The 25677-nt window shown below is 59.1% G+C and carries 26 protein-coding genes; 15 read left to right on the top strand and 11 right to left on the bottom strand.

The window, feature by feature from the left end; genetic code table 11:
* Positions 1-11 precede the first annotated feature (11 nt).
* The 4 genes from ACR0IP_RS18340 to ACR0IP_RS18325 all read left to right on the top strand — a co-directional run bounded on the left by ACR0IP_RS18340 (position 12) and on the right by ACR0IP_RS18325 (position 4225).
* A complete protein-coding gene (locus ACR0IP_RS18340) occupies positions 12-542 on the top strand; it encodes a gamma-glutamylcyclotransferase (RefSeq protein WP_170374602.1) in 531 nt (176 codons plus the stop codon).
* Between the two features lie 68 nt (positions 543-610).
* On the top strand, positions 611-1789 hold the full coding sequence (locus tag ACR0IP_RS18335; protein WP_170374604.1) for a biopolymer transporter ExbB: 1179 nt from the start codon (positions 611-613) through the stop codon (positions 1787-1789).
* Between the two features lie 3 nt (positions 1790-1792).
* Positions 1793-3472, top strand: a complete 1680-nt coding sequence (locus ACR0IP_RS18330) for a peptidoglycan -binding protein (RefSeq protein WP_170374606.1) — start codon at positions 1793-1795, stop codon at positions 3470-3472.
* A 111-nt stretch (positions 3473-3583) separates the two neighbouring features.
* A complete protein-coding gene (locus ACR0IP_RS18325) occupies positions 3584-4225 on the top strand; it encodes a phosphotransferase (RefSeq protein WP_480527108.1) in 642 nt (213 codons plus the stop codon).
* A gap of 83 nt (positions 4226-4308) precedes the next feature.
* Here the strand turns inward: ACR0IP_RS18325 and clpA are convergent, their stop codons facing one another.
* Together clpA and gloB are read right to left on the bottom strand one after the other, a co-directional pair.
* On the bottom strand, positions 4309-6633 hold the full coding sequence (gene clpA, locus ACR0IP_RS18320; protein ID WP_170460457.1) for an ATP-dependent Clp protease ATP-binding subunit ClpA: 2325 nt from the start codon (positions 6631-6633) through the stop codon (positions 4309-4311).
* 174 nt (positions 6634-6807) lie between these two features.
* A complete protein-coding gene (gene gloB / locus ACR0IP_RS18315; RefSeq protein ID WP_480527106.1) occupies positions 6808-7575 on the bottom strand; it encodes a hydroxyacylglutathione hydrolase in 768 nt (255 codons plus the stop codon).
* Positions 7576-7637: 62 nt separating this feature from the next.
* Between gloB and ACR0IP_RS18310 the strand changes: the two genes are divergently transcribed.
* From ACR0IP_RS18310 to ACR0IP_RS18280, 7 genes are all read left to right on the top strand, one after another.
* Positions 7638-8372 (top strand): class I SAM-dependent methyltransferase, encoded by a 735-nt coding sequence (locus tag ACR0IP_RS18310; RefSeq protein ID WP_480527104.1) that lies wholly within the window; start codon positions 7638-7640, stop codon positions 8370-8372.
* A gap of 300 nt (positions 8373-8672) precedes the next feature.
* Positions 8673-9233 (top strand): F0F1 ATP synthase subunit delta, encoded by a 561-nt coding sequence (locus tag ACR0IP_RS18305; protein ID WP_170374616.1) that lies wholly within the window; start codon positions 8673-8675, stop codon positions 9231-9233.
* The gene (gene atpA, locus ACR0IP_RS18300) at positions 9234-10772 is read left to right on the top strand and encodes a F0F1 ATP synthase subunit alpha (protein ID WP_170374618.1); all 1539 of its coding nucleotides are present in this window, start codon (positions 9234-9236) and stop codon (positions 10770-10772) included. It begins immediately after the preceding gene.
* 12 nt (positions 10773-10784) lie between these two features.
* The gene (locus ACR0IP_RS18295; protein ID WP_170374620.1) at positions 10785-11663 is read left to right on the top strand and encodes a F0F1 ATP synthase subunit gamma; all 879 of its coding nucleotides are present in this window, start codon (positions 10785-10787) and stop codon (positions 11661-11663) included.
* 18 nt (positions 11664-11681) lie between these two features.
* Positions 11682-13106, top strand: a complete 1425-nt coding sequence (gene atpD / locus ACR0IP_RS18290; protein ID WP_170460468.1) for a F0F1 ATP synthase subunit beta — start codon at positions 11682-11684, stop codon at positions 13104-13106.
* A gap of 12 nt (positions 13107-13118) precedes the next feature.
* A complete protein-coding gene (locus tag ACR0IP_RS18285; RefSeq protein WP_475216431.1) occupies positions 13119-13529 on the top strand; it encodes a F0F1 ATP synthase subunit epsilon in 411 nt (136 codons plus the stop codon).
* Positions 13530-13645: 116 nt separating this feature from the next.
* Positions 13646-13996, top strand: a complete 351-nt coding sequence (locus tag ACR0IP_RS18280) for an H-type lectin domain-containing protein (RefSeq protein ID WP_480527101.1) — start codon at positions 13646-13648, stop codon at positions 13994-13996.
* Positions 13997-14038: 42 nt separating this feature from the next.
* On the opposite strand, the gene rpiB is transcribed toward ACR0IP_RS18280, so the two are convergent.
* Together rpiB and ACR0IP_RS18270 are read right to left on the bottom strand one after the other, a co-directional pair.
* Entirely contained in the window at positions 14039-14479 is a 441-nt protein-coding gene (rpiB, locus tag ACR0IP_RS18275; RefSeq protein WP_480527099.1) for a ribose 5-phosphate isomerase B, read from the bottom strand.
* A 102-nt stretch (positions 14480-14581) separates the two neighbouring features.
* Complete coding sequence (locus tag ACR0IP_RS18270; protein WP_170637503.1) at positions 14582-15601, bottom strand: ribose-phosphate pyrophosphokinase; 1020 nt, start codon at positions 15599-15601, stop codon at positions 14582-14584.
* Positions 15602-15708: 107 nt separating this feature from the next.
* Here ACR0IP_RS18270 and ACR0IP_RS18265 point away from each other — a divergent pair, with 107 nt between their 5' ends.
* Positions 15709-16311 carry a DsbA family protein gene (locus ACR0IP_RS18265; RefSeq protein WP_480527097.1) on the top strand — a complete coding sequence of 201 codons (603 nt, stop codon included), beginning with the start codon at positions 15709-15711 and terminating at the stop codon, positions 16309-16311.
* Positions 16312-16313: 2 nt separating this feature from the next.
* Here the strand turns inward: ACR0IP_RS18265 and ACR0IP_RS18260 are convergent, their stop codons facing one another.
* From ACR0IP_RS18260 to ACR0IP_RS18230, 7 genes are all read right to left on the bottom strand, one after another.
* Positions 16314-17348: a threonine aldolase family protein gene (locus ACR0IP_RS18260; RefSeq protein WP_480527095.1), complete on the bottom strand. Its 1035-nt coding sequence runs from the start codon at positions 17346-17348 to the stop codon at positions 16314-16316.
* On the bottom strand, positions 17348-17821 hold the full coding sequence (locus ACR0IP_RS18255) for a YcgN family cysteine cluster protein (RefSeq protein ID WP_480527093.1): 474 nt from the start codon (positions 17819-17821) through the stop codon (positions 17348-17350). Before ACR0IP_RS18255 ends, ACR0IP_RS18260 begins: the two co-directional genes overlap by 1 nt.
* Entirely contained in the window at positions 17818-18750 is a 933-nt protein-coding gene (locus ACR0IP_RS18250; RefSeq protein WP_480527091.1) for a bifunctional riboflavin kinase/FAD synthetase, read from the bottom strand. Before ACR0IP_RS18250 ends, ACR0IP_RS18255 begins: the two co-directional genes overlap by 4 nt.
* Positions 18751-18931: 181 nt before the next feature.
* A complete protein-coding gene (locus tag ACR0IP_RS18245) occupies positions 18932-19375 on the bottom strand; it encodes a MaoC family dehydratase (protein ID WP_074736482.1) in 444 nt (147 codons plus the stop codon).
* 101 nt (positions 19376-19476) lie between these two features.
* Positions 19477-20352 carry a TIGR01459 family HAD-type hydrolase gene (locus ACR0IP_RS18240; protein ID WP_480527089.1) on the bottom strand — a complete coding sequence of 292 codons (876 nt, stop codon included), beginning with the start codon at positions 20350-20352 and terminating at the stop codon, positions 19477-19479.
* Positions 20353-20578: 226 nt separating this feature from the next.
* A complete protein-coding gene (locus tag ACR0IP_RS18235; protein ID WP_480527088.1) occupies positions 20579-21499 on the bottom strand; it encodes a manganese-dependent inorganic pyrophosphatase in 921 nt (306 codons plus the stop codon).
* Between the two features lie 106 nt (positions 21500-21605).
* Positions 21606-22586 (bottom strand): TraB/GumN family protein, encoded by a 981-nt coding sequence (locus ACR0IP_RS18230; RefSeq protein ID WP_480527086.1) that lies wholly within the window; start codon positions 22584-22586, stop codon positions 21606-21608.
* Positions 22587-22699: 113 nt separating this feature from the next.
* Between ACR0IP_RS18230 and ACR0IP_RS18225 the strand changes: the two genes are divergently transcribed.
* From ACR0IP_RS18225 to groL, 3 genes are all read left to right on the top strand, one after another.
* A complete protein-coding gene (locus ACR0IP_RS18225) occupies positions 22700-23374 on the top strand; it encodes a DUF2161 domain-containing phosphodiesterase (protein WP_480527084.1) in 675 nt (224 codons plus the stop codon).
* Positions 23375-23528: 154 nt separating this feature from the next.
* Positions 23529-23816, top strand: coding sequence for a co-chaperone GroES (gene groES / locus ACR0IP_RS18220; RefSeq protein WP_170352338.1), 288 nt, complete (start codon positions 23529-23531; stop codon positions 23814-23816).
* A 55-nt stretch (positions 23817-23871) separates the two neighbouring features.
* Positions 23872-25515 carry a chaperonin GroEL gene (gene groL, locus ACR0IP_RS18215; RefSeq protein ID WP_170374649.1) on the top strand — a complete coding sequence of 548 codons (1644 nt, stop codon included), beginning with the start codon at positions 23872-23874 and terminating at the stop codon, positions 25513-25515.
* Positions 25516-25677 lie beyond the last annotated feature (162 nt).

Raw genomic sequence — 25677 nt, 5'->3', positions numbered from 1 at the left:
GGACCAGAGCAATGACGATGTGGGTTTTCGGATATGGATCGCTACTGTGGAACCCGGGCTTTCCCGTGGCGCGCAGCGAGCTTGCCATGCTGCACGGATATGCGCGCTCTTTCTGCATGAGTTCGATCCACCATCGCGGCACCGAGGATCACCCCGGCCTTGTGCTGGCTTTGGACGAACAGCCTGAGGCGCATTGCAAAGGTTTGGCGCTGGCCGTGGAAGCTGGGCATGAGGATCGCACCCTGCAAGAACTGCGAGAGCGCGAGTTGATCTCATCGGCCTATGTCGAAAAGATGCTGGACGTGCATCTAGACAACGGTGAGGTTGTAAACGCCGTGACCTATGTAATTGATGCCGATCACGTCCAGTACTGCGGCGGCATGCCTTTGGAAGAGCAGGCTCAGATCATCGCCCACGCCGTCGGCGGGCGCGGTCCAAACACAGAATATCTGTATAATACCGCCGAGCATCTGGCCGAGATCGGCCTTCACGATCCCGATCTTGAGTGGTTGTCGCAACGGGTGCGCAGCATCACCGCATAAACCCTTGGCGTCATCGGCGTCTTTTCGCTAGATTCAGGCCAGAGCAGGCAGAACCAGGAATAACGCGCATGGCGCAGGCACAACAGGGCGCGAGACCGCATTTCTCGCAACCGATCAGGCAGATTCTTCTGATGCTGATCGCAATCGGCCTGTCGGGCCTCGGGGTGTTTCTGGCGCTGCCCTACGTGCTGCCGGTCTTCTTTGCCAATCCCTATCTGAACGGCTTCATCCTGCTGGTGTTCATCATCGGTGTCTTCGCCTGTTTCTATCAGGTCGCGCAGCTGATCGGCTCGGTCCGCTGGATCGAGGCTTTTGTGGGCGGCGTGGTGCATGAGGATGCGCGCACCCCTCAATTGCTTGCGCCATTGGCCTCTCTGCTGCGCGAACGCGGTGCGCGGTCGCAGATCAGTTCAACCTCGACCCGGTCCATTCTGGATTCGGTTGCGGAACGGGTTGAAGAAGAGCGTGAGATCACGCGCTACATCACCAACGTTCTGATCTATCTAGGCCTCTTGGGCACGTTCTTTGGCCTCGCTACCACGGTGCCCGCAATTGTCGACACCATCCGCAGCCTGAACCCGCAAGAAGGGGAAGAGGGGCTGGCCGTCTTCAACCGTTTGATGACGGGCCTCGAGGCGCAGCTGCAGGGGATGGGCGTTGCGTTTGGCTCCTCCTTGCTGGGCCTTGCCGGGTCATTGATTGTGGGCTTGTTGGAGGTCTTCGCCGGCCACGGACAGAACCGTTTCTACCGCGAGCTTGAGGAATGGCTGTCGGGCATCACCCGGGTCGGATTCGCCTCAGGCGAGGACGGTGGGGCTGAGGTCGCCGTTCTGGCGCCCGTTCTGGACGCAATGTCGGATCAAATGAACGCGCTACAGGATCTGTTCTCGGCTCAGGAGGAAGAGCGGGCCGACGTGTCCAACAAGCTTGGTCAATTGGTCACTGTCATCGGGCAGATGAACCAGCGTCAGGCGGACAACGAAGGCGTTGCCGCCGCGTTGGAGCGTGTTGCTTTGGGGCAGGACGCCTTGCTGGATCACATGCGCGAACACGGGGCGGGCGAGGGCATCGATGCAGAAAGTCGGATGCGCCTGCGGTCGATGGATGTTCAGTTGCTGCGCATCCTCGAAGAGATCTCCGCCGGTCGTCAGGACAGCATGAACGAATTCCGCAAGGATATCGAACTGCTAGTGAAGGCTCTGACCCTGCCACGCGGCGCGGTTCGAACCACGCACGAGGGGGAATAACCCATGGCCCTCTCCCGCCGCACCGGTCAACGGTTCCAGGGCTCGGTCTGGCCCGGTTTCGTCGATGCGATGACGGGTCTGTTGATGGTTTTGACCTTCGTACTGACCATCTTCATGGTCATCCAATTCGTGCTACGTGAAACGATCTCGGGTCAGGAGGATGAGCTGACGACCCTTGCGGATGAGGTTGCCGCACTGGCTGGTGCTTTAGGGTTGGAAGAGCGTGAGAATAGCCGTCTGCAAGCGCGGTTGGGGGCCTTGAATGCCACACTGACCGAAACGGAAGATAGTCTGGCTGAGGCGCAAAGCCAGATCACTGGGTTCGAGGCTCAGGTCGCGGCGCTGTTGGCTGATCAGGCGCGGGCGCAAGACGCGATAGCTGCGCTTGAGACGCAACGGGCGGATCTTTTGGGCGAACGCGACAGTCTGAATCAGGCCTTGGCGCAAAGCCGCGAAGAAATTGACGCGCAAGCCGAAGCCGCCCGCCTCGCTGCAGCCCGCCGTGAGGCTTTGGAGGCTTTGGTCGCTGATCTGGAACAAAGCGGCGAAGAACGCGCGGCACAGATCGCTCAACTCGAAGATCAGCTAAGTGCGGAAGAGGCTGGCAGGCTGGCGGAGGCCGCCGCTGCCGAAGCGCTGAGGGATCGCCTTCAGAACGCCGATGCGGAACTGACCGCCATGACCCTTGCGCTAGAGGCGCAGCGCAAAGAGGCAGAGGATACCCTGACCCTTTTGGCTGCTGCGAATGCTGCCCGCGCAGAACTGGAACGACAGTTTGGCGAGTTGAACACGGAAGAGCTGGAGGTCCAGTTGCAGGCCGCTCTGGCAGCGCAGGCCGAGGCGCAGGAAGATGCAGCATCCCAGCGTTCCTTGGCCGAACAGCGCGATGCATTGCTGGCCGTGGCCCGCGAGACGCTTTCGGCGGAACAGGCGGTCTCGGAAAAAGCGCAGCGCGAGGCCGCTTTGTTGAACCAGCAAATCGCGGCATTGCGCGGACAATTGGGATCGCTGCAGGCGCTGCTGGACGACTACGAAGACCGCAATACGGCCGCTGAAATTCAAATCCAGTCTCTGGGGCAGGACCTGAACGCGGCTTTAGCCCGCGCCGCATCCGAGGAACGCCGCCGCCGCCTGCTGGAAGAGGCCGAGCGTCAACGCGTAGAGGCTGAGGCCGAAGCACTGGCCGGCCAGAATGAGGAACTCGCGGCGCAGGCCGAGGATCTACAACGCTACCGGTCGGAATTCTTTGGCCGCCTGCGCGACGTTTTGGGCGATCAAGATGGCGTGCGGATCGAAGGCGACCGGTTCGTGTTCTCTTCTGAGGTTCTGTTTGCCACAGGTTCTGCCGTATTGTCGCTGGAAGGCCGGCAGGAGGTCGCCAAAGTCGCTGAGATCCTCCGCACAGTTGCTGCCGAAATCCCGGAAGGTCTGAACTGGGTGATCCGGGTGGATGGCCACACCGACAACGTGCCCTTGGCCGGGTCGGGTCGGTATCGCGACAACTGGGAACTGAGCCAGGGGCGGGCGCTCTCCGTCGTGCGCTATATGGTCGAAGCGCTGGGCATTCCACCCAATCGCTTGGCCGCCAACGGGTTCGGAGAGTTCCAGCCTGTCAACCCGGAAGACACGCCCGAGGCGCGAGCACAGAACCGGCGAATTGAGTTGAAATTGACCGAGCGCTAAACCCCTCGCGTGGCGAAAAACCGCCTTTGCGATCTGGATTTGCCGCCTGCACCCGATGAAACACACCCACCTCAAACCTAGATTACTGTCATAGGTTGAGAGGAGACGCGCGTGGCCCATAGGGTAGCAGACCTGTACCAAACGGTTGAAACGGTTTTGCGAGCTTCATACCGACGGGTGGTGTTGTGCCAGACCGCGGGCGGAGACAAGTTCTGGCTTAAACGGGTTGAGCGCTTTGCACCCCATCTCTGGCTGGTCAAAGGCTGCCCTCAGGCGGCGTTTGCCAGTGATCGGACGTCGCATCGCTATTTGTGGAACAAAGGCGTGCCGGTGCCGCGCATCTTGGCCGAGGGTTCGGATTTCATCGCCGTCGAGGATGCGGGTCTCAGCCTGACCCGGTTTTGCGGTGATCGTTCCCGTGAGCTTTTCAAAAAACAAACAGCCTGTCGCGCCGCAGGCCGGGCCTTGGCGCGGCTTCATGCGTCAGATATTGCCCATGGCCGCCCTGCCTTTCGCGATATGTGCTGGGACGGGCAGCAGATCAAGTTCATCGATTTTGAGTACTTTAGGCCGACCAAAGCGGGGAGGCTGCGTAAAGCCCGCGATCTGAGCATCGCTGTGCTGTCGGCGTTGTTTCAAGGTCAGCTAGGAATGCGCTATGCGTCCAGCCTGCTATCCGGCTATTGGGCGGTTCGGAGAAAATGGGCCGTCGCCAATACTGCTTCAGCGCGTCAAATCCAAACTGGGCTGTGACAAACGGACTTTGACCACAAGGGTTTTCGACATGAAAAAACCCGCCAAACACTGGCGGGTTTTTCTGATTCGATGATCTGCAATCAATCCGCCGTCAAAAGTGGAGGCTTGTTGCCCGGAATACGCGGCTGATCGGGGCCGAGGATATCCAAGTGTAGATCTCCTTTCTTGACCGAGACACGAACAACACCGCCCTTGGCGAGTTTGCCAAACAGCAACTCTTCGGCCAGAGGCTTCTTGATGTGTTCCTGGATCACGCGGCCCAGAGGACGGGCGCCCATCTTGTCGTCATAGCCTTTGTCGGCCAGCCATGCGGCGGCCTTGGGCGTCAGGTCGATAGTCACGCCGCGATCCAGAAGTTGCGCCTCAAGCTGCAGAACGAACTTCTCGACCACCTGCAGGATGACCTCTTTCGGTAGCGGCGCGAACGAGATCACCGCGTCCAGGCGGTTGCGGAATTCCGGCGTAAACGTCCGCTCGATCGCGGCGGTGTCTTCGCCCTCGCGACGGTCACGGCCAAAGCCGATGGCGGCCTTCGCCTGTTCCTGTGCACCCGCGTTCGAAGTCATGATCAGCACCACGTTACGGAAGTTCACTGTGCGGCCATTGTGATCGGTCAGCTCGCCATGGTCCATCACCTGCAACAGGATGTTGAACACGTCCGGATGCGCCTTCTCGATTTCATCGAGCAGCAGTACACAATGCGGATGTTGGTCGACGCCGTCGGTCAGTAGACCGCCCTGGTCGAACCCGACATAGCCCGGAGGCGCCCCGATCAGACGGCTGACCGCGTGTTTCTCCATATATTCCGACATGTCGAAGCGCAGCAGTTCCACGCCCAGATTATCGGCCAGCTGTTTCGCCACCTCGGTCTTACCCACACCGGTCGGACCGGCGAACAGGTAGTTGCCGATGGGCTTCTCAGGCTCCCGCAGCCCGGCGCGCGCCAGTTTGATCGCGCTGGCCAAGGCCACAATGGCGTCGTCCTGCCCGAAGACCACCCGTTTCAACGAGGCTTCGAGGTCTTTCAGAACCACCGCATCGTCCTTGGTGACGTTTTTCGGCGGGATACGGGCGATCTTGGCGACAACGGCCTCAATCTCCTTCACACCGATTGTTTTGCGGCGCTTGCTTTCGGCCAGCAAATGCTGCGCGGCACCCGCTTCGTCGATGACGTCGATCGCCTTGTCCGGCAGTTTACGGTCATTGATATAGCGCGCCGAGAGTTCCACAGCGGTTTTGATCGCATCCGCGGTGTATTTGATGGCGTGATGCTCTTCGAAATAGGGCTTCAGACCGCGCAGGATCTTCACGCTGTCCTCGACCGAAGGCTCGTTCACGTCGATTTTCTGGAACCGGCGGCTCAGTGCGCGGTCTTTTTCGAAATGCTGGCGGAACTCCTTGTAGGTGGTCGACCCCATGGTGCGCAGCTTGCCCCCCTGAAGCGCAGGCTTCAGCAGGTTGGACGCGTCCATGGCCCCACCCGAGGTCGCCCCGGCACCAATCACGGTGTGGATTTCGTCGATGAACAGCACCGCATCAGGGTGATCTTCCAACTCGGTCACGACCGCCTTGAGACGTTCTTCGAAATCGCCGCGATAGCGGGTTCCGGCCAGCAGAGCGCCCATGTCGAGCGAGTAAATGGTGGTGTTCGACAGAACATCCGGGGCTTCACCGGCCACGATCTTATGCGCCAGGCCTTCGGCAATCGCCGTTTTGCCCACGCCGGGGTCGCCTACTAAAAGCGGGTTGTTCTTGCGGCGGCGGCATAGCACCTGAATGCAGCGCTCGACCTCATCGGCGCGACCGATCAGCGGGTCCACATCGCCTGCGCGCGATTTGGCGTTCAAATCGACGCAATATTTGCCCAAGGCGCTTTCTTTTTGATCTTCGTCGCTGGCGGTGGCCTGCACTTCATCTTCGACCTGATCCGCGCCCGAAACCGAGCGGCTTTCGCCATAGGCCGGGTCTTTCGCGACGCCGTGCGCGATGAAATTGACCGCGTCATACCGGGTCATGTCCTGTTCCTGCAGAAAATAGGCGGCGTTGCTTTCGCGTTCGGCGAAGATGGCGACCAGTACGTTGGCGCCTGTGACCTCAGTCCGGCCCGAGCTTTGCACGTGAATGGCCGCGCGCTGGATGACGCGCTGGAATGCTGCCGTTGGCACGGCCTCGGACCCGTCGATATCGGTGACGAGGTTTGACAGATCCTCATCAATGAATTCGACCAATGTACTGCGCAATTCGTCCAGATCGACGCTGCAGGCTTTCATGACCCGGATTGCGTCAGGCTCTTCCAAAAGCGCTAGTAGTAGATGCTCTAACGTAGCAAACTCATGTCGCCGTTCATTCGCCGCTGCCAGAGCTGCGTGAATGGCTTGTTCCAAAGTGCTCGAGAATGAAGGCACGCGGGTGCTCCTCTGTCTTGGGTCAGAAGGGGGCAGGCTTGCGGCCGGATCCCCATCCCAACCATGTCCTCATACTATTAGAGTTTGGTTGATCGACGCCCGGCTTCAAGGGTTTTCTTTCACTTGACAGTCACATTTGTTGTGAGAGTGGCCGTGAGGATGGTCAAATAGGCATCAGAAATTGTCTTTTCTACCCCTGATCTCGGCAAAAACAGCAACTGGGTCCGCGCCTTCCATGCCCAAATGGGCCAGAATCGCCGGATCTTCGGCGCGCAGGAACGGGTTGGTTGCTTTTTCCAGACCCATTGTTGAGGGCACCGTGGGCAGACCTGCAGCGCGCGCGCGGTCGATATCGACGACGCGCTGTTGCAAGGCTGCATTATTCGGATCAACGGTGACGGCGAATTTGGCGTTAGATTGGGTGTATTCGTGGCCCGAACAGACCAGCGTGTCATCCGGCAGCGCCGCAAGCTTGCTGAGTGAGCGCCACATCTGCTCCGGCGTGCCTTCAAACAAGCGCCCACATCCCAGCGCCATCAGGCTATCCGCAGTGAAGACAGTGGCACTTTGCGGCATGTAATAGGCGACGTGACCCAAAGTGTGCCCCGAGACATCCATTACCTGAACTGGCTCACCTGCGAACTCAAAGCTCTCACCGTCGCTGACTTGTTGGTCGAGCGGGGGCAGGCGGTGCGCATCAGCTGCTGCTCCGATCACCTTGGCCGGGTGTTTCTCAAGAATTCCGGGTAGTCCGTCGACGTGATCCCAGTGGTGGTGGGTTAGCAAGACATGGCTGAGGGTCCAGCCGCGCGCCTTCAACTCGGCCAGGATGGGCCCGGCTTCGGGTGCGTCGATCAGCGCGGTCGCGCCGCTTTCGGCATCATGCGCAAGAAACGCGTAATTATCGCTGAGACATGGGATGGTTACGATCTCAAGAGGCATGGCCTTTTGCCCTTTCGTTGCTAGACTGCGCCTCAGCTAAGCCGATTGACCGGGTGTCCGCAATGCATCTTGATGTGCAGGATCTGAGGAATTTCTACTATCGCAGCACGCTGGGCCGTGCGGCGCAGGCTGCGATTCGTGGTCGGCTGATCGACCTCTGGCCCGAGGCGAAGGGCCAGACGGTGGCCGGATTTGGCTTTGCGGTCCCTCTTCTGCGGCCCTACCTCGCCGACGCGCGGCGGGTTGTCGGATTGATGCCGGGTCCTCAGGGGGTGATGCCCTGGCCTGCCGGGATGCCCAATGTCTCGGTCCTGACCGAAGAGACGCTTTGGCCGATTGAGACGGGCCACGTGGACAAGCTGGTGGTGATGCACGGGCTTGAGACCTCGGAACAGCCCAGCAAGGTGCTTGAGGAATGCTGGCGCGTGTTGGGGCCGGGGGGCAGAGCGCTTTTTGTAGTGCCGAACCGGGCGGGGCTGTGGTCGCGGTCCGACCGGACACCGTTCGGATTTGGTCACCCATATTCGGCCACGCAACTCGAGAACCTTCTGCGCAGCCATCATTTCGTGCCTGAAAACCACTGTTCCGCGCTGTATCTACCGCCCTCGTTCCGACGGTTCTGGCTGAAATCGGGTAGCCTGATCGAAAAAACTGGCCAGCGCATTCCTACCATAATGGCCGGAGGCGTACTGATGGTTGAGGTCAGCAAGCTGATCCGTCCGCCAAGCGGTACGGTCACCAAGGACAAGGTGAAACGTCCGATCAAGGCGCTGGACGGTTTGCTGAAGCCGGCGTGACGATTCCGCGCAGTCATCGGGAAAAAATGCGGGAAAAAGGTCACAGGAATCGCAAAAACCTGCAAATCAGTAACATTTTTCAACTGCGCCAAGGGGTCCAAACGGTCGCACTTGGGTTAAGCTTATGAAAACTAACGATTTGTGGATAATTCAGTTACCGCTATCGCGTATTGCTTGGTGGAAGCACCTCTGATACATCCCCGGTGATTTTGATCCCCGCCCTTCAAGGACGGGGTATCTTCACGCCCCCGGGTTGGCTGCGCGCGCGGTTTTCGGGGCCTAAGTATCGGAAGGGTGGACGTGTCCGAACCAGCTTCGATTTCCACAGGCATCGCCGAGCGCTATGCCACCGCGATTTTCGAGATCGCAAAAGAGAACAAAGACCTTGCAGGTCTGGAATCCGGCATCAATGATCTTGCAGCTGCACTGGGCGAAAGCGCCGATCTGCGCGACCTGATCGCATCTCCGCTGGTTTCCCGCGCCGAACAGGAAAACGCCATTGCCGCTGTTGCTGATAAGATGGGCCTGAACGCCATCCTGCGCAACACGCTGGGTCTGATGGCGCAGAAGCGTCGCCTGTTTGTGGTGCCGCAGCTGGTGCAGGTCCTGCGCGACATGCTGGCCGAAGAGCGCGGCGAAGTGACCGCCGATGTCGCCTCGGCCAAGGCGCTGACCAAGACGCAAATGGAAAAACTGTCCAAGACGCTGTCCGAGCGTGTGGGCAAGACCGTGACTATCAATGCGACCGTGGATGAAAGCCTCATCGGCGGTCTTGTCGTTAAAGTGGGCTCGAAAATGATCGATAGCTCGATCCGTTCGAAGCTGAACTCCCTACAGAATGCAATGAAAGAGGTCGGATAAATGGGAATCCAAGCTGCAGAGATTTCTGCAATCCTGAAGGACCAGATCAAGAATTTTGGTCAGGAAGCCGAAGTGGCCGAGATCGGCCGCGTGCTGAGCGTCGGTGACGGGATTGCCCGTGTATACGGCCTGGACAACGTGCAAGCCGGTGAGATGGTCGAGTTCCCCGGTGGCATCATGGGCATGGCGCTGAACCTGGAAAGCGACAACGTTGGTGTCGTTATCTTCGGTTCTGACCGTGACATCAAAGAAGGTGACACCGTCAAGCGCACCAACTCGATCGTGGACGTTCCGATCGGTGACGAGCTGCTGGGCCGGGTTGTAGACGGTCTGGGCAACCCGCTGGACGGCAAAGGCCCGATCAACGCAACCAAGCGTGGCGTTGCAGACGTTAAAGCCCCCGGCATCATCCCGCGTAAATCGGTGCACGAGCCGATGGCAACCGGCCTGAAATCAGTTGACGCGATGATCCCGATCGGCCGTGGCCAGCGTGAGTTGATCATTGGTGACCGTCAGACCGGTAAAACTGCCGTTGCTCTGGACACCATTCTGAACCAAAAAGTTTACAACGACGCAGCAGGCGACGACGAGTCGAAGAAACTTTACTGCGTTTACGTTGCGGTCGGTCAGAAGCGCTCGACCGTTGCGCAGCTGGTGAAGAAACTGGAAGAGTCCGGCGCGATTGAATACTCGATCGTTGTTGCCGCGACCGCGTCTGACCCGGCGCCGATGCAGTTCCTGGCGCCCTACGCCGCGACCGCGATGGCGGAATACTTCCGCGACAATGGCCGCCACGCGCTGATCATCTATGATGACCTGTCCAAGCAGGCTGTGTCCTATCGTCAGATGTCCCTGCTGCTGCGCCGCCCGCCGGGCCGTGAAGCCTATCCGGGTGACGTTTTCTACCTCCACTCCCGTCTGCTGGAGCGTTCGGCGAAGCTGAACGAAGATTTCGGTGCAGGCTCGCTGACCGCTCTTCCGGTTATCGAAACCCAGGGTGGTGACGTTTCGGCGTTTATTCCGACCAACGTGATCTCGATCACCGACGGTCAGATCTTCCTGGAAACCGAGCTGTTCTACCAAGGTATCCGTCCTGCTGTGAACACCGGTCTGTCGGTTTCGCGTGTGGGCTCCTCGGCTCAGACCAACGCGATGAAATCGGTTGCTGGTCCGGTGAAATTGGAACTGGCTCAGTACCGCGAAATGGCTGCGTTTGCGCAGTTTGGTTCGGACCTCGACGCCGCAACTCAGCAGCTGCTGAACCGTGGTGCCCGTCTGACCGAGCTTATGAAACAGCCGCAGTACTCGCCGCTGACCAACGCGGAAATCGTCTGCGTCATATTCGCGGGTACCAACGGTTACCTCGACAAGATCGACGTATCGGATGTTGGCCGCTATGAGGCCGGTCTGCTGGCGCACCTGCGCGGTAAGCACGCTGACCTGCTGACATGGCTCACCGACGAAGATCCGAAGATCAAAGGTGAAGCGTCCGACAAGATCAAGGCAGCGATCGACGAATTTGCCGCGACCTTCGCATAAGAGGAGGTTCCGATGCCTAGTCTGAAGGACCTTAAAAACAGGATCGAGTCGGTCAAATCGACCCGCAAGATCACCAAGGCCATGCAGATGGTCGCGGCTGCAAAACTGCGCCGCGCCCAGGAATCTGCTGAAGCCTCGCGCCCCTATGCCGAGCGGTTCAATGCCGTGATGGCGGGGCTGGCGGCTTCGGTCGGGGGCAGTGACAGCGCCCCCAAGCTGCTCCGTGGTACGGGCAGTGATGATGTCCATCTGCTGGTTGTGATGACAGCTGAACGCGGCCTATGTGGCGGCTTCAACGCGAACATCGCCAAGCTGGCCCGTGCCAAAGCTGAAGAGCTGCGCGGCAAAGGCAAAACGGTCAAAGTTCTGACCGTTGGCAAAAAAGGCCGCGACGCGCTCAAGCGCGATCTGGGCGATTTGTTCGTAGGTCATGTCGACCTGAGCGAAGTCAAACGTATTGGCTACACCAATGCGCAAGACATCGCGAAGGACGTCCTGTCTCGCTTCGATGCGGGTGAGTTCGATGTTGCCACGATCTTCTACTCGAAGTTCGTCAACGTTGTGACCCAGATCCCGACGGCACAGCAGGTTATCCCCGCCTCGTTCGAAGACGAAGCGGCAGGTGACGACAGCGGTGCAATCTTCGACTACGAGCCCAGCGAAGAGGCCATTCTGGCCGACCTGCTGCCCAAGGGGGTTGCGACCGCGATCTTCTCGGCTCTGCTCGAAAACGGAGCGTCTGAACAGGGTGCACGGATGTCCGCGATGGATAACGCGACACGCAACGCGGGTGAGATGATCGACAAGCTGACGATTCAGTTCAACCGCTCGCGTCAGGCCGTGATCACCAACGAGCTGATTGAAATTATTTCCGGCGCCGAAGCGCTGTAAGAAAACCGGAGACGAAACATGGCGAATGCAAAAGGCAAAGTCACACAGATCATCGGGGCCGTCGTCGACGTGCAGTTCGAAGATCAGTTGCCTGAAATTCTGAACGCGCTGGAAACCACCAACAACGGCAAGCGCCTGGTGTTGGAAGTTGCTCAGCACCTGGGTGAAAACACCGTCCGTACCATCGCGATGGACGCGACCGAAGGTCTGGTCCGCGGCGAAGTTGTAACCGACACTGGCGCACCGATCTCGGTTCCGGTTGGTAACGCAACTCTGGGCCGCATCCTGAACGTTGTTGGCGAGCCGATCGACGAAAAAGGCCCGGTTGAAGCAACCGAAGCCCGCGCGATCCACCAGCCCGCACCTGAGTTCGACGAACAGTCGACCGAGTCGGAAATCCTGGTCACCGGCATCAAGGTTGTTGACCTGCTGGCCCCCTACGCCAAAGGCGGTAAGATCGGCCTGTTTGGCGGCGCCGGCGTTGGTAAAACCGTTCTGATCATGGAACTGATCAACAACATCGCAAAAGTGCACTCAGGCTTCTCGGTGTTCGCGGGTGTTGGTGAACGGACCCGTGAAGGGAACGACCTTTACCACGAGATGATCGAGTCGAACGTTATTAAGCCTGACAACCTGTCGGAATCGCAGGTTGCGCTGGTTTACGGTCAGATGAACGAACCTCCGGGTGCGCGTGCGCGTGTTGCTCTGACAGGTCTGACCCTGGCCGAGCAGTTCCGCGACCAGTCCGGTACCGACGTTCTGTTCTTCGTCGACAACATCTTCCGCTTCACGCAGGCGGGTTCCGAGGTTTCGGCTCTGCTGGGTCGTATTCCGTCAGCCGTGGGCTATCAGCCGACGCTGGCCACCGACATGGGCGCCCTGCAGGAACGCATCACCTCGACCAAGTCGGGTTCGATCACCTCGGTGCAGGCGATCTACGTGCCTGCGGACGACTTGACCGACCCTGCGCCGGCAACCTCGTTTGCGCACTTGGATGCGACCACCGTTCTTAACCGTGCGATCTCGGAAAAGGGTATCTACCCGGCTGTTGACCCGCTCGACTCGTCCTCGCGTCTGCTGGACCCGGCCATCGTTGGTGAAGAGCACTACGCGGTTGCGACCGACGTTCAGCAGATCCTCCAGCGCTACAAGTCGCTGCAGGACATCATCGCCATCCTCGGCATGGACGAACTGTCGGAAGAAGACAAACTGACCGTTGCCCGTGCCCGTAAGATCGAACGCTTCCTGTCGCAGCCGTTCGACGTGGCCGAAGTCTTCACCGGTTCGCCGGGTGTTCAGGTTCCTCTAGACGTGACAATCGCATCGTTCAAAGCTGTTGTGGCTGGCGAATACGATCACCTGCCCGAAGCGGCCTTCCTGATGGTTGGCGGCATCGACGAAGTGATCGCCAAAGCGGAGAAGATGGCCGCAGAAGCCGCCTAAGGAGTATCCCTGATGGCAAACACAATGCAATTCGACCTGGTCAGCCCCGAGCGGAGCCTTGCTTCGCTCGCGGCCACCGCGGTCCAGCTACCCGGCGCGGACGGGGATATGACGGCAATGCCCGATCATGCCCCCACGATCACCACGCTGCGCCCGGGCATCCTGAAGGTCGACGCACCCGAAGGCGCCAGCGAATATCTGGTGACCGGTGGGTTTGCGCAGATCAACGGTGATGGCCTGTCGGTTCTGGCCGAAAAGGCCATTCCGGTTGCCGAAGTGACCCGGTCGCATCTCGATGACCTGATCGCTGACGCGCGTGCCTCGCATGACGCGGCCAAGGAAGGCGATGATCAGTCCATCGTCGACGAAGCCGCCAAGCTGCTGGCCGATATGGAAGCCCTTGGAACGCATATGAGCCTGTAACAGGTTCACCTGCAGAAGAATTGAACGGCCTCGCTTTCGCGGGGCCGTTTTTTTGTCGTGATTGTGAGATATCTGTGGAATAAGTTCCGGTAATTACGAGTTAAAGACATAAAAACATGAAGACTTTTCGCACCCATCCCATAGGTATTGACCAAGGCGAGGCGGTTCTGTTCTCGGACTTCTCCAACGGCGGCGACATGTGGACGGGCAATGGCCCGCGTGAGCGTCGTTCCCCGGTTAAATTCAGCCAGCCGTTCCGGTCAGCTCCGTTGATTCAGATCGGAGTGTCTTTGTGGGATGTGGATACATCCTCGGCCCTGCGCGCCGAGGTGCAGGCCGAAGAGATTACGGCCGAAGGGTTCACCGCGGTGTTCCGAACATGGTCCGATACGAAGATCGCTCGTATCCGCGCCTCATGGACGGCAATTGGTGAGGTTGCGCACGAGGATGATTGGGACATCTCATAAGGCGCTGTTGTGGCCCGCATGTCATGCGGGCCAGTGCTTTGATCAGTCTTCGATCATGTCCACTCGTGTTGCGTGGCGGCCGCCTTCAAATTCGGCCGTCAGGAACGCGTCCACGATGTCGTGCGCCTGACCTTCGCCAATGACCCGTGCGCCGATCGACAGCATGTTGGCGTTGTTGTGCTGGCGGATCATCCGGGCCGAGAACGTATCCGAGCAGACGCCACAGCGGATACCCGGAACCTTGTTTGCGGCCATCATGATCCCTTGGCCTGTGCCACACAGCAGAATACCCAGCGTACAATCGCCCGAGGCCACACGTTCAGCCGCAGCCTTGCCGTGCAGAGGGTAGTGCGTGCTTTCAGGCGTGGTGGGGCCGATATCGACGACCTCCCACCCGGCTTGGGCGATATGCGCGGCAAGGGTCTGGCGCAGGTCGATGGCGGCGTGGTCGCTGGAAAGAACGACGCGTTTGGTGTCAGTCATGAGAACGCTGTCCCGCTGTATGGTGGTAGAGAAAGGGCAGGGGCGTCCTAAGCCGCCGCTGCTGAAAAGAAAAGAGCGGCTATCGCAAGCCGCCCTGTCAGGTCAGTCCATCTGGTACATGGATTCGTAGATCGGGGTCAGGGTCTTGTCCTCGAACAGGGACGAGACGCTGGTACCGTTCCAAATGTTCAGGATGGCCTGGGTAAAGATCGGCGCGGTCGGCACGATGCGGATGTTTTTGGCTTTCAGGATCGCATCTGTCGGCTGGATCGTGTCGGTCAGAACCAGAGATTTCATCACCGAATTCGTCACACGTTCAACCGCGGGTCCGCTCATGACGCCGTGAGTGATGTAGGAGTGGACCTCTTTCGCGCCGTTGTCCAGCAGCACCTGCGCCGCTTTGCACAGGGTGCCGGCAGTGTCGCACATGTCATCGACGATCAGGCAGATCTTGTCTTTAACATCGCCGATTACGGTCATCTCGGCCACTTCACCGGCTTTTTCTCGGCGTTTGTCGACGATCGACAGGGGGGCTTCGATCCGCTTGGCAAGTTCGCGCGCACGGGCCACGCCGCCGACGTCGGGTGATACCACCATGATCTCGTCCATATTGTCTTTGAATTGGTTTTTCACATCTAGCGCAAAGATCGGTGAGGCGTAGAGGTTGTCCACCGGGATGTCGAAAAAGCCCTGAATCTGGGCCGCGTGCAGGTCCATCGTCAGAACCCGCTCGATCCCTGCGCCGGTCAGCATGTTGGCGACCAGCTTGGCCGAGATCGGTGTGCGCGCCTTGGTGCGGCGGTCCTGACGGGCGTAGCCAAAGTAAGGGATCACGGCGGTGATGCGTTGCGCGGACGAGCGACGAAGCGCATCGGCGATGATAAGCAGCTCCATCAGGTTGTCATTCGCCGGGTTTGAGGTCGGTTGGATAATGAACATATCCTCGCCACGGACGTTTTCGAACACCTCGACGAAGATCTCGCCATCGTTGAAGCGCTCGACGCGGGCGTCGACCAGACCCTGATCAACGCCGCGATACAGGCTCATGCGGCGTGATATGGTTTCGGCAAGCGGAAGGTTAGCGTTCCCAGCAATCAGCTTGGGTTCGTGGAGTGTCGGCATCGGCTGGAGTCCCCGGGCAGCGTTGGCAATGTGACAGATTCGTGATGTTGACACCGCTTAGCATGGCCTTACCGTTCCGCAAAGACAACGCAGCGGAGAAAGTGCAGATGACCCAGATTGACTACTATTTTGCGACAATTTCACCCTATACCTATCTGGCGGGCACACGGCTGGAGGAGATCGCAGCCAAGCATGGTGCGACGATCAATTACAAACCACTGGACATCATGGCGCTTTTCGGGCGCACGGGCGGCACGCCACCAAAAGACCGGCATATTTCCCGCATTGAATACCGCGCACAGAATCTGGTGCGGGTCGCGAAAAAGTTAGGCGTACCGTTCAACCTGAAACCGGCGCATTGGCCGACCAATATGGCTCCGTCCTCTTACGCTGTGATTGCGGCCGCCAAAGATGGATCGGGGGATGTGGGTAAACTATGCCAATCTCTGCTGCGGGCCTGTTGGGCTGAAGAGAAAGACGTTGCGCAGGACGACGTGATCCGTGATTGCCTGACGCAAGCCGGGTTCAATGCCGATCTGGCCGATAGCGGCCTGTTGGTGGGGGCCGAGACCTACGCTGCCAATCTGGAAGAGGCCGTGGAGAGCGGGGCTTTCGGCGCGCCCTTCTACATCACACCAGATGGTCAGCGGTTCTGGGGGCAGGACAGTCTGGACGACCTCGACCAACATTTGGCCGAGTTGAAAGGCTGAGCCTACAGATGGGATAGAAACTGGTTGATCTGTTCGTGGCTGATCGACCAGTCACAAACCAGACGGCAGCGCAGAGGCTCTGCCTCATCCGCACCTTCCAACTGCGCCCCCCACAGGTGATAGACCGCGCCCGCCGCATGAAGCTGGCGGTGTTTGGCGCGCGGGAAGGAGGCGAAGATCATGTTGGCCTGCGGCTCATGCAGGAAATCGGCCCCTTTCGCCCGTAAGCCCTCGGCCAAGCGGGCGCAGTTTGCATTCGCCTGACGGGCAGATGTCAGCCAAAGATCGTCTTCCAGATAGGCTGCCATCTGGGCAGACAGATACCGGTGTTTCGAGAACAAATGCGCCCCGCGTTTGCGGCGCAGTTCGAATTCCCATGCTTTGGATTCGTCGAAGAAGATCACCGCCTCGACGCCCATCAACCCGTTCTTGGTGCCGCCAAAGCTGACCGCATCCACGCCGGCCTTCCATGTCATCTCGGCCGGTGAACACCCCAACGCGACCAGAGCGTTCGTGAACCGCGCCCCATCCAGATGCACCGGCAGGTCATACTCCTTCGCAACCAAACACAGGGCTTGCAATTCTTCCAGAGAATAAACCGACCCTCGCTCAGTCACTTGTGTGATGGAAACCGGTCCTCGTTGAGGTCCATGAACACCACGCGTTTCTTCTAAGGAAATCGTCCGGCGCAGGGCCTCGGGGGTCATCTTGTCAGTGCCCGGCACTAGGGTCAGCTTGGCGCCACTGTAGAATTCCGGCGCATTGCACTCATCCTCGTGGATATGCGCGACCGGAGAGCAAAAGATCGTCTCCCAAGGGTTGGAGAGGGTGGCCAGAGCCAGTGAATTCGCCGCCGTTCCGGTCGCCACCAAATAAACCGCTGCGCCGGGGGCTTCGAAAATGCTGCGAAGGCGATCGCGGACCTCATTCATCAGGGTGTCCGCCCCATAGGCCATCTGATAGCCCTGATTGGCCTCGGCCAGTTTTGCCAGTACCTGCGGATGGACAGGCCCGGAATTGTCAGAGGCAAAATACATCAGGTCGGCTCCTCAATGATATAGTCTTCCCACTCTTCCATGGGGGTCTCGAACTCGGACACGGTACGCCCCTGAACCGAGACACCGGCGGCATGAACAGAGTCAGCTGTGCCAGACAGCAAGGGGTGCCAATCATAGAGAGGCTTGCCCTCCCACAGCAGGCGATAGGCGCAGGTTTGGGGCAGCCAGTAGGCGTGTGAGTCGATGTTGTCTGGGGTCATGACGATGCATTCGGGCACGAACTGGTGCCGGATACCATACTGGGTGCAACGGCAGCTTTCATCGTCCAAAAGGCGGCAGGCGACGCAGGTCAGCGCGACCTCGCCTGTGTCTTCGTCTTCCAGCTTGTTCAGGCAACACTTGCCGCACCCATCGCAGAGGGCTTCCCACTCGCGCTGGTTCATCTTGCGCAGGGGTTTGCGTTCCCAAAAGCGCGGAGACAGACCCGCGCGGTTGATCGGATCCACGCTCATCGCGCGGCCAGAATGTCGCTTGATTTCGCGCAATCGGCATCCATCTGGGCAATCAGCCCGTGCAAACCATCGAACTTCATTTCAGGCCGCAGAAACTCGACCAATCCGACCGAAAGGGTTGCACCGTAAAGATCGCCGGAGAAATCAAACAGGAACGTCTCAATATTGGGGACCTCACCATTGAACATTGGTCGCACGCCAATCGACGCGGCGCCTTGGTAGGAGCCCTTGTTGGGGCCGTCCAGAACATCCACCAGTACGGCATAAACACCGAATTTCGGCGGGTGCAGGCCCTCTATCGACATGTTTGCGGTGGGAAAGCCCAGCTCGCGCCCGCGCTGCTCGCCGCCGATGACCTCGCCTTCGATGCGGTGCCAATGGCCCAGCATGGTCGCCGCATCGCCAGGGCGGCCTTCGCTGAGAGCGGTTCGGATCGCGGTCGAAGAGACGACGTTCTCGGAACGCTCCATCAAGGGGGCGATGGTCACGCCGAACCCCATTTGCTCGCCAAAGCGGACCATATCCTGCGCCGTTCCTACCCGCCCTTTGCCAAAGCAGAAATCGGCACCCACAACGATATGAGACAAGCCCAGACCGTCGCAGATCACACTACGCGCGAATTCCTCGGGGGCCAGCCCAGCCAAAGCGGCATTGAAGGGTAGCTCGTATAGCTTCTGCACACCCAGCTTCTCAAGCCGGTGTGCCCGCGCGTTCCCACGCATCAATCGAAACGGAGGCGCATCGGGTGCAAAATACTCACGCGGATGCGGTTCAAACGTCAGCACGCCCAGAGGTGCATTCGGAGCCGCATTGCGCGCCAGCTCGATAACCGACTGATGCCCCACATGGACGCCATCAAAGTTCCCGATCGCCACGCTGGCGCCGCGATCTTCTGGCTCGATATACTGGAAGTCCCGGATGATCTGCATGCGCTTTGGGTACTGTTCATCAACAGTATGTTCAAGCGTGACCTTCGAGAATTTCGGACAATTCGTCCCGCTTAGATGGTGAGTGGCAGAGCGTCATTCGGTTCAGCGATGACCGTTTCAGCGCGCGGGTCATTGCCGCAGAGATTGAGCCCCTCTGCGACAGGGGTGCGCGTCTACTTGCTCAGTCGAACTTACGCGATGGGGCAAGGACCATGGCTTCGCCGACCAGAACCTTCTTGCCATCGACTGCGCAGTGACAATCCAGCTTCACGCGGCGTTTGGCAAAATCAATGTCGATCACCTTGACCTCGGCATAAACCATGTCGCCGGGGCGGACCGGAGCCAGGAACTTCAGCGACTGACCCATGTAGACCGTCCCGTGACCAGGCAGTTGCTCGCCGATCACGGCCGAGATCAACCCGGCCGTCAGCATCCCATGCGCAATGCGGCCCTCAAAGATCGTATCGCGGGCGTAGTCATCGTCCAGATGCACAGGGTTCCGGTCGGTCGAGACCTGCGCGAACATCTCGATATCTTCGTCCGTCACCACTTTGCGCAGGTGGCGGGACATGCCCATCTCGATGTCTTCAATACAGATCGTTCCGCGTGGAAGATTGTCCAACATGGTGCCCTCACTTGAATTCTGCCGAGTAATAAAAGTCTACCATCGGCCATCCGTTGGCAACTTTATTACTTCGCAGTTGCAGAAAATCAAGTGAAAAATGACTAACGCAAACGCCCGATTGTATAGGTGGGATTGATCTTTTCCCTTTCTATATAGTCGCTTAGGGATTCTGCGTGGGGGTGGTGCGACGTTTTCGTCTCGGTCGCGGCCAACCCGCCTGAGATAAAGAGCGTATCGATTCCCTCTCCCATGCCGCCAAGGATGTCGGTATGCGGGCCGTCACCGATAGCCAGAATGTCGCTGTCCGAGACGTCAACATCCATTTCCTGCACACGCCGACGCGCCAGATCATAGATAGGAGGATGGGGTTTGCCGAAATACAGGCTCTCGCCACCCATCTCGGTGTAAAGCTTCGCCAAAGCGCCCGCGCACCATTCCCGTACTTCGCCCCGATCGACCACGATGTCGGGGTTCGCACATAGTAGCTTCATGCCTTTTTGCTTGGCATAGAGGAAGTCTGGGCGATTGACGTCGGGATCTGCCATCGTATCAAACGGCCCGCAGCAGACGATCCCCTCGGCCTGATCCAGAGGGACGCGCTCGATATGAACAGGATGGTCCAACAGCTTCAGAGGCTCGAAGAACCCCGCGTCACGTTCCCATTCGCCCATGAAGTAAACCTTTTCGCCAACCGTGCCGCGGAACATGGCTGAACGGGCTGAATCTCCGCTTGTGGCGATCGTGTCATAGGCGTCGGCGGGGACGTTGAACTGCGAAAGCTGCGTGGCGACGCCCGCGCGCGGTTTTGGTGAGTTTGTCACCAGAACAACGAAACCGCCCTCCGAGCGGTAGGTCTGCAGCGCGGCAACCGCTTCTGGATACGCAGTGATCCCATTGTGAACACAGCCCCAAAGGTCGACGAAAAGCACTTTGTAGCGATCGGAGATCTCGTGGAGGGCGGAGATGATCTGGGTCATGGGATTCCCTTTGGCATGGTCTGCGGACAGCCAAGCCTATGGCAGAGCTTGGCAGGATTTGCCAGAGGGGGCGCTGCCCCCGCCGCGGCGAGCCGCGACTCCCCCGAGGTATTTTGAAACAGAAGAAGCAGGGGGTCCGCACTTCATCTGGCTACAAATATCCCGGAGCGCGAGGCAGAGCCTCGCAAAAAAAAGGCGCCCGCTTGGGGCGCCCTTGGGTCAGGTATCAAACCTTGAGGTTCGGGATGATCTGCTTTTTCCGGCTCATGATGCCGGGCAGGACTACGGCGTCGCCGTCGACCGATGCACCGAAGCTTTTCTCGGCGACGGTTTTGACCAGATCATTCGGGACCAGCAGGGTGGCCTCTTCGTTAAGGATATCCACGACGAACAGCAGCACCTGATCGACGCCGTCTTCCTTTGCTACGTCAACCATCGACGTGGCCAGGCTGTCCTTGCGGTCCAGAGCAACGCCGGGAGCGGTGGTTTCCAGGACGGAGACGCGGAACTTGGTGCCTTCGACTTCATATTCCTTGCTGTCCATGCGGATCAGTTCGGCATCCGAGAACGAGGACACATCCGATTTTGCCGCGAACATGTCCGCCGCATAGGCCGAGACATCCAGACCCAGTTCTGCGGCCAGTTTCTCGGCCACTTCGCGGTCATGCGCGGTGGTGGTGGGCGAGCGGAATTCCAGCGTATCGGACAGGATGCAAGTCAGCGCTGCGCCTTTGATGGCTTCAGGCATCTTGGCGGCGTCGTCACCCATCAGGTCGACCATGATGGTCGCAGTACAGGCCAGAGGGCGAACGGTGATATCGATAGGGCCTTTGGTTTCCAGACCTCCAACCAGTTTGTGGTGGTCGATGATGGCACGGATGTCGGCGCTGTTGACGCTGGCGGGCAGCTCTGCCGGGTTGTTGGTGTCGACGATAACAACCGGAACGTCCGCTTCAACGTCTTCGATGATGCGCGGCTTGGGCAGGTCCCAGCGCTGCAGCATGAAGGCGGCTTCGGTGTTGGGCTCGCCCAGCAGCACGGGTTCAGCCTGCTCGCCTTTGACTTCGTTCAGGTACCATGACCACAGGATCGGAGAGCCGGTGGAATCGGTGTCGGGAGATTTGTGACCAAATACTAGGGTTGTCATGTCAGCGTCCTGCGGATTGGAAATTTTGCGCGCCTTATAGGGCGCATGACAGGGCTTGTCACCTGCTTGCGGGCCGCTGCGACTGTTGGTCTGACTTGCCGAGAAATCAGAACGGCGCGCGCGTCAGCGTGTAGCCTTCCCGTTCCAGAAGCGAGAGCAAGCCATATGTTTGGCTGAGATGCCCGGCACCTACCGCGATGACGGCCGTCTGATCCTGAATCCGCAGGATATGGTCCATCCAACTGTTATTGCGATCTACCAGCAATTGTTGTTCGAACTGCGCCCATTCTGCGTCGTAATCCTCTTGCGACAGGCCCGAGGCCTCGAACCCCTGAATCCGGGCCAATTGCAGGATCTGCGCATGTTTTTCCTCGAGATACGCATTGGCCATGGTGGCAAGGTGGTTTGCATCGGCCTGCATCGCTCCGGACAAGCGGACCAGCGAGTCGACCTGTTGTTCCAGTGAAAGCGTGTCGAACATCGCCATCAGGTCTTCGATCCGCTCCAGCGAGTGTTGGGGAATCCCGTGCGCCTCGGCCACATCTGTCAGGCGGGCATCCATGCCATGGTTCGCATCCGGGTTCCGCATCAGGCAGGGCGGGATGCCCAGCATCATGCTCAGAAACCAGGGCCGCATTTTGGCCGCCATCCAGCTGGGAATGCCGCGCTCGGCCAAAGAAGTCGAAAGGGCCGCCCAGTCCTCGGCGCTCATCAGGTCGATCAGTGTGGGGCCTTCGGTGATCATCACGGGGCTCAGGTCATTGGCCAGGCCTTGCTCGAACGCTTCCATTTTGGCTTCGGTGACCTCGAAATAGATCGCGTCTGCTTGGGCTACGATGGGTGTCAGCCGTTCGACGACCGGACCCATCCGTGCATCGTTGGTGTGTAGTGTTCCGATAAGGTGCAGGGTCGTGTCGCCCTTGGTGGCGATCCAGTGATTGCCCTCGGGGTAAGGGACCGAGGCAAGGGATTGTTGCAGGGCGGCCTGATCCTCTTCCGACATCAAGGGTCGCAGGTCGTGACCTTCGCAGGCGGCATGTGCCGTCATGGGCAGAAGCAATAGTCCAAAAAGGGCCATCAGGCGCATAGGCGGTCCTTCCTCGGTTGGTCAAACAGACGACATAAGATTTAGGCATCCAAATGCAGCATATTCAAGGTGACCCATCTGGTATTTCGACACGAAACGCATAGCATTGGGCCATGGAGCGCGAGCAGGATCTTTATCCCCCCATCAAGGCATTGTTCGAGAGGCAGGGTTATACCGTGAAAGGTGAGGTTGGCGCAGCCGACATCATGGCGGTGCGCGACGGGTCCGAGCCGGTGATTGTCGAGCTGAAACTGCGCTTTTCGCTGGCTTTGTTCCATCAGGCCGTCGCGCGGCTCAGGGTCACGGATCAGGTCTATCTGGGGGTCGGCAAGCCAACCGGACGCACTGCGCGTCGAGCGTTGCGGGACAATCTGGCGCTCTGCCGCAGGTTGGGCTTGGGCCTGATCACCGTGCGCGCAGACGGAGCGGTCGAGGTGCAGTGCGATCCCGGCCCCTATGCCCCGCGCAAGAACAAGGCCAAAGCGGGCCGGATGCTGCGAGAGTTTGATCGGCTACAAGGCGACCCGAACTCTGGCGGCGCAACGCGGCACGGCATTGTTACAGCCTATCGTCAGGACGCTTTGAAATGCGCGGCCCATCTTGCTGAGCATGGCGCGTGCAAAGGGGCCGAGGTCGCGAAGTCGACAGGCGTAGCCGAGGCCACTCGGCTGATGCGCACCAATCACTACGGCTGGTTCGACAAGGTTGAAAAAGGTGTTTATGCCCTGACGGATGCGGGGCAGGAGGGCTTGAAGCACTGGGCCTATAGTTGGGACCAGCCTGATTGAGGGTCTGGGTCGAAAAAAATCCATCACAGCTTGTTGACTCGGGGATTTGCACCCCATAGCTATGCGTCGTTATCACTCTCTACCCTTGAGTGCTAACGCCTCGCCAGTCGGCGGGGGGAGGATAGATAAACTTTGAGCCCAAGGAGCTACAAAGATGGCATTGAAACCGCTTCATGACCGTGTGCTGGTTCGCCGTACAGAAAGCGAAGAGAAAACCGCAGGCGGCCTGATCATTCCTGATAGCGCGAAAGAAAAGCCCAGCGAAGGCGAAGTCGTCGCAACCGGCGAAGGCGCACGCAAGGACAGCGGCGAGCTGATCGCAATGGCGGTCAAAGCTGGCGACAAGATCCTGTTCGGCAAATGGTCGGGCACCGAGGTTCAGGTCGACGGCGAAGAGCTGCTGATGATGAAAGAAAGCGACATCATGGGGATCATTGAGTAAGCCGCCGCGCTTCCTCTGATCTTCATTTACAACTAATTTCTCAAGGAGAAACGACATGGCTGCAAAGGACGTCAAATTCGACACCGATGCCCGTAACCGCATGCTGGCAGGTGTGAACATCCTGGCCGATGCTGTTAAAGTGACCCTGGGCCCCAAAGGCCGCAACGTGGTTCTGGACAAATCCTTCGGCGCACCGCGCATCACCAAAGACGGTGTTTCGGTTGCCAAGGAAATCGAACTGGAAGACAAGTTCGAAAACATGGGCGCGCAGATGGTGAAAGAAGTCGCCAGCCGCACCAATGACGAAGCCGGCGACGGCACCACCACCGCAACCGTTCTGGCCCAAGCCATCGTTCGCGAAGGTCTGAAGCAGGTTGCAGCTGGCCTGAACCCGATGGACCTGAAGCGCGGTATCGACCTGGCGACTGCCAAAGTTGTTGCAGGCATCAAAGACGCGTCGCGTGAAGTCAAAGACTCGGCAGAAGTTGCTCAGGTTGGCACCATCTCGGCCAACGGCGAAGCCGAAATCGGCCAGCAGATCGCAGACGCGATGCAGAAGGTTGGCAACGAAGGCGTCATCACCGTCGAAGAAAACAAAGGTCTGGAAACCGAGACTGATGTTGTCGAAGGTATGCAGTTCGACCGTGGCTACCTGTCGCCTTACTTCGTCACCAACGCAGACAAGATGATCGCAGAACTCGACGACTGCATGATCCTGCTGCACGAAAAGAAACTGTCCTCGCTGCAGCCGATGGTTCCGCTGCTCGAGCAGGTGATCCAGTCGCAAAAGCCGCTGCTGATCATCGCGGAAGACGTTGAAGGCGAAGCGCTGGCGACGTTGGTTGTCAACAAACTGCGCGGCGGCCTGAAAATTGCTGCTGTCAAAGCACCGGGCTTCGGCGATCGTCGTAAAGCCATGTTGCAGGACATCGCAATCCTGACCGGCGGTCAGGTCATCTCGGAAGATCTGGGCATGAAGCTTGAGTCCGTCACCATGGACATGCTGGGCACCGCCAAGAAGATCGAGATCACCAAAGACGAAACCACCATCGTTGACGGTGCAGGCGAGAAAGCCGAGATCGAAGCACGCGTTGCTCAGATCCGCACTCAGATCGAAGAAACCTCGTCGGATTACGACCGTGAGAAGCTGCAAGAGCGCGTTGCCAAACTGGCAGGCGGTGTTGCTGTTATCCGCGTCGGCGGCATGACCGAAGTTGAAGTGAAAGAGCGTAAGGACCGTGTGGACGATGCTCTGAACGCGACCCGCGCTGCTGTGCAGGAAGGCGTTGTTGTGGGCGGCGGTGTTGCCCTGGTTCAGGCCGGTAAAGCACTGGAAACTCTGGAAGGTGCAAACGCTGACCAGAACGCCGGTATCAACATCGTTCGCAAAGCGATCGAAGCGCCGCTGCGCCAGATCGCCGAGAACGCAGGTGTTGACGGTGCGGTCGTTGCGGGCAAAGTCCGTGAATCCGGCGATGTATCGTTCGGCTTCAACGCGCAGACCGAAGAATATGGCGACATGTTCTCGTTCGGCGTGATTGACCCGGCCAAAGTTGTCCGTACCGCGCTGGAAGACGCGGCCTCGGTTGCTGGTCTGCTGGTCACCACCGAAGCAATGGTTGCTGACAAGCCCGCCAAAGAAGGCGCGGCACCTGCTGGCGGCATGCCCGACATGGGCGGCATGGGCGGCATGATGTAAGCTGCTTGGGCCATAGTGCTTACGAGCGGGGTCGCCTTTGGGCGGCCCCGTTTGCGTTTGGAATGCCCGCTGCGCGGCCATGCCTCCGGCGGACGTATTTTTGAACAGAAGAAGACTGGACGTTGCACGTAGCCGGAAAGTGAGTGTGCAAAGCGTGGCCAA

Source organism: Ruegeria sp. AL11 (assembly GCF_056540865.1).
Note: the sequence above shows the minus strand (reverse complement) of the source record. Positions and strands in the feature narration are given on the sequence as shown.

Bases quoted from the DNA above. Each gene is read 5' to 3' on its own strand.
- ACR0IP_RS18340 (WP_170374602.1), top strand. From the start codon at position 12: ATGACGATGTGGGTTTTCGGATATGGATCGCTACTGTGGAACCCGGGC.
- ACR0IP_RS18335 (WP_170374604.1), top strand. From the start codon at position 611: ATGGCGCAGGCACAACAGGGCGCGAGACCGCATTTCTCGCAACCGATC.
- ACR0IP_RS18330 (WP_170374606.1), top strand. From the start codon at position 1,793: ATGGCCCTCTCCCGCCGCACCGGTCAACGGTTCCAGGGCTCGGTCTGG.
- gloB (WP_480527106.1), bottom strand. From the start codon at position 7,575: ATGCCTCTTGAGATCGTAACCATCCCATGTCTCAGCGATAATTACGCG.
- ACR0IP_RS18310 (WP_480527104.1), top strand. From the start codon at position 7,638: ATGCATCTTGATGTGCAGGATCTGAGGAATTTCTACTATCGCAGCACG.
- atpA (WP_170374618.1), top strand. From the start codon at position 9,234: ATGGGAATCCAAGCTGCAGAGATTTCTGCAATCCTGAAGGACCAGATC.
- ACR0IP_RS18295 (WP_170374620.1), top strand. From the start codon at position 10,785: ATGCCTAGTCTGAAGGACCTTAAAAACAGGATCGAGTCGGTCAAATCG.
- atpD (WP_170460468.1), top strand. From the start codon at position 11,682: ATGGCGAATGCAAAAGGCAAAGTCACACAGATCATCGGGGCCGTCGTC.
- ACR0IP_RS18285 (WP_475216431.1), top strand. From the start codon at position 13,119: ATGGCAAACACAATGCAATTCGACCTGGTCAGCCCCGAGCGGAGCCTT.
- ACR0IP_RS18280 (WP_480527101.1), top strand. From the start codon at position 13,646: ATGAAGACTTTTCGCACCCATCCCATAGGTATTGACCAAGGCGAGGCG.
- rpiB (WP_480527099.1), bottom strand. From the start codon at position 14,479: ATGACTGACACCAAACGCGTCGTTCTTTCCAGCGACCACGCCGCCATC.
- ACR0IP_RS18270 (WP_170637503.1), bottom strand. From the start codon at position 15,601: ATGCCGACACTCCACGAACCCAAGCTGATTGCTGGGAACGCTAACCTT.
- ACR0IP_RS18265 (WP_480527097.1), top strand. From the start codon at position 15,709: ATGACCCAGATTGACTACTATTTTGCGACAATTTCACCCTATACCTAT.
- ACR0IP_RS18260 (WP_480527095.1), bottom strand. From the start codon at position 17,348: ATGTATTTTGCCTCTGACAATTCCGGGCCTGTCCATCCGCAGGTACTG.
- ACR0IP_RS18255 (WP_480527093.1), bottom strand. From the start codon at position 17,821: ATGAGCGTGGATCCGATCAACCGCGCGGGTCTGTCTCCGCGCTTTTGG.
- ACR0IP_RS18250 (WP_480527091.1), bottom strand. From the start codon at position 18,750: ATGCAGATCATCCGGGACTTCCAGTATATCGAGCCAGAAGATCGCGGC.
- ACR0IP_RS18245 (WP_074736482.1), bottom strand. From the start codon at position 19,375: ATGTTGGACAATCTTCCACGCGGAACGATCTGTATTGAAGACATCGAG.
- ACR0IP_RS18240 (WP_480527089.1), bottom strand. From the start codon at position 20,352: ATGACCCAGATCATCTCCGCCCTCCACGAGATCTCCGATCGCTACAAA.
- ACR0IP_RS18235 (WP_480527088.1), bottom strand. From the start codon at position 21,499: ATGACAACCCTAGTATTTGGTCACAAATCTCCCGACACCGATTCCACC.
- ACR0IP_RS18230 (WP_480527086.1), bottom strand. From the start codon at position 22,586: ATGCGCCTGATGGCCCTTTTTGGACTATTGCTTCTGCCCATGACGGCA.
- ACR0IP_RS18225 (WP_480527084.1), top strand. From the start codon at position 22,700: ATGGAGCGCGAGCAGGATCTTTATCCCCCCATCAAGGCATTGTTCGAG.
- groES (WP_170352338.1), top strand. From the start codon at position 23,529: ATGGCATTGAAACCGCTTCATGACCGTGTGCTGGTTCGCCGTACAGAA.
- groL (WP_170374649.1), top strand. From the start codon at position 23,872: ATGGCTGCAAAGGACGTCAAATTCGACACCGATGCCCGTAACCGCATG.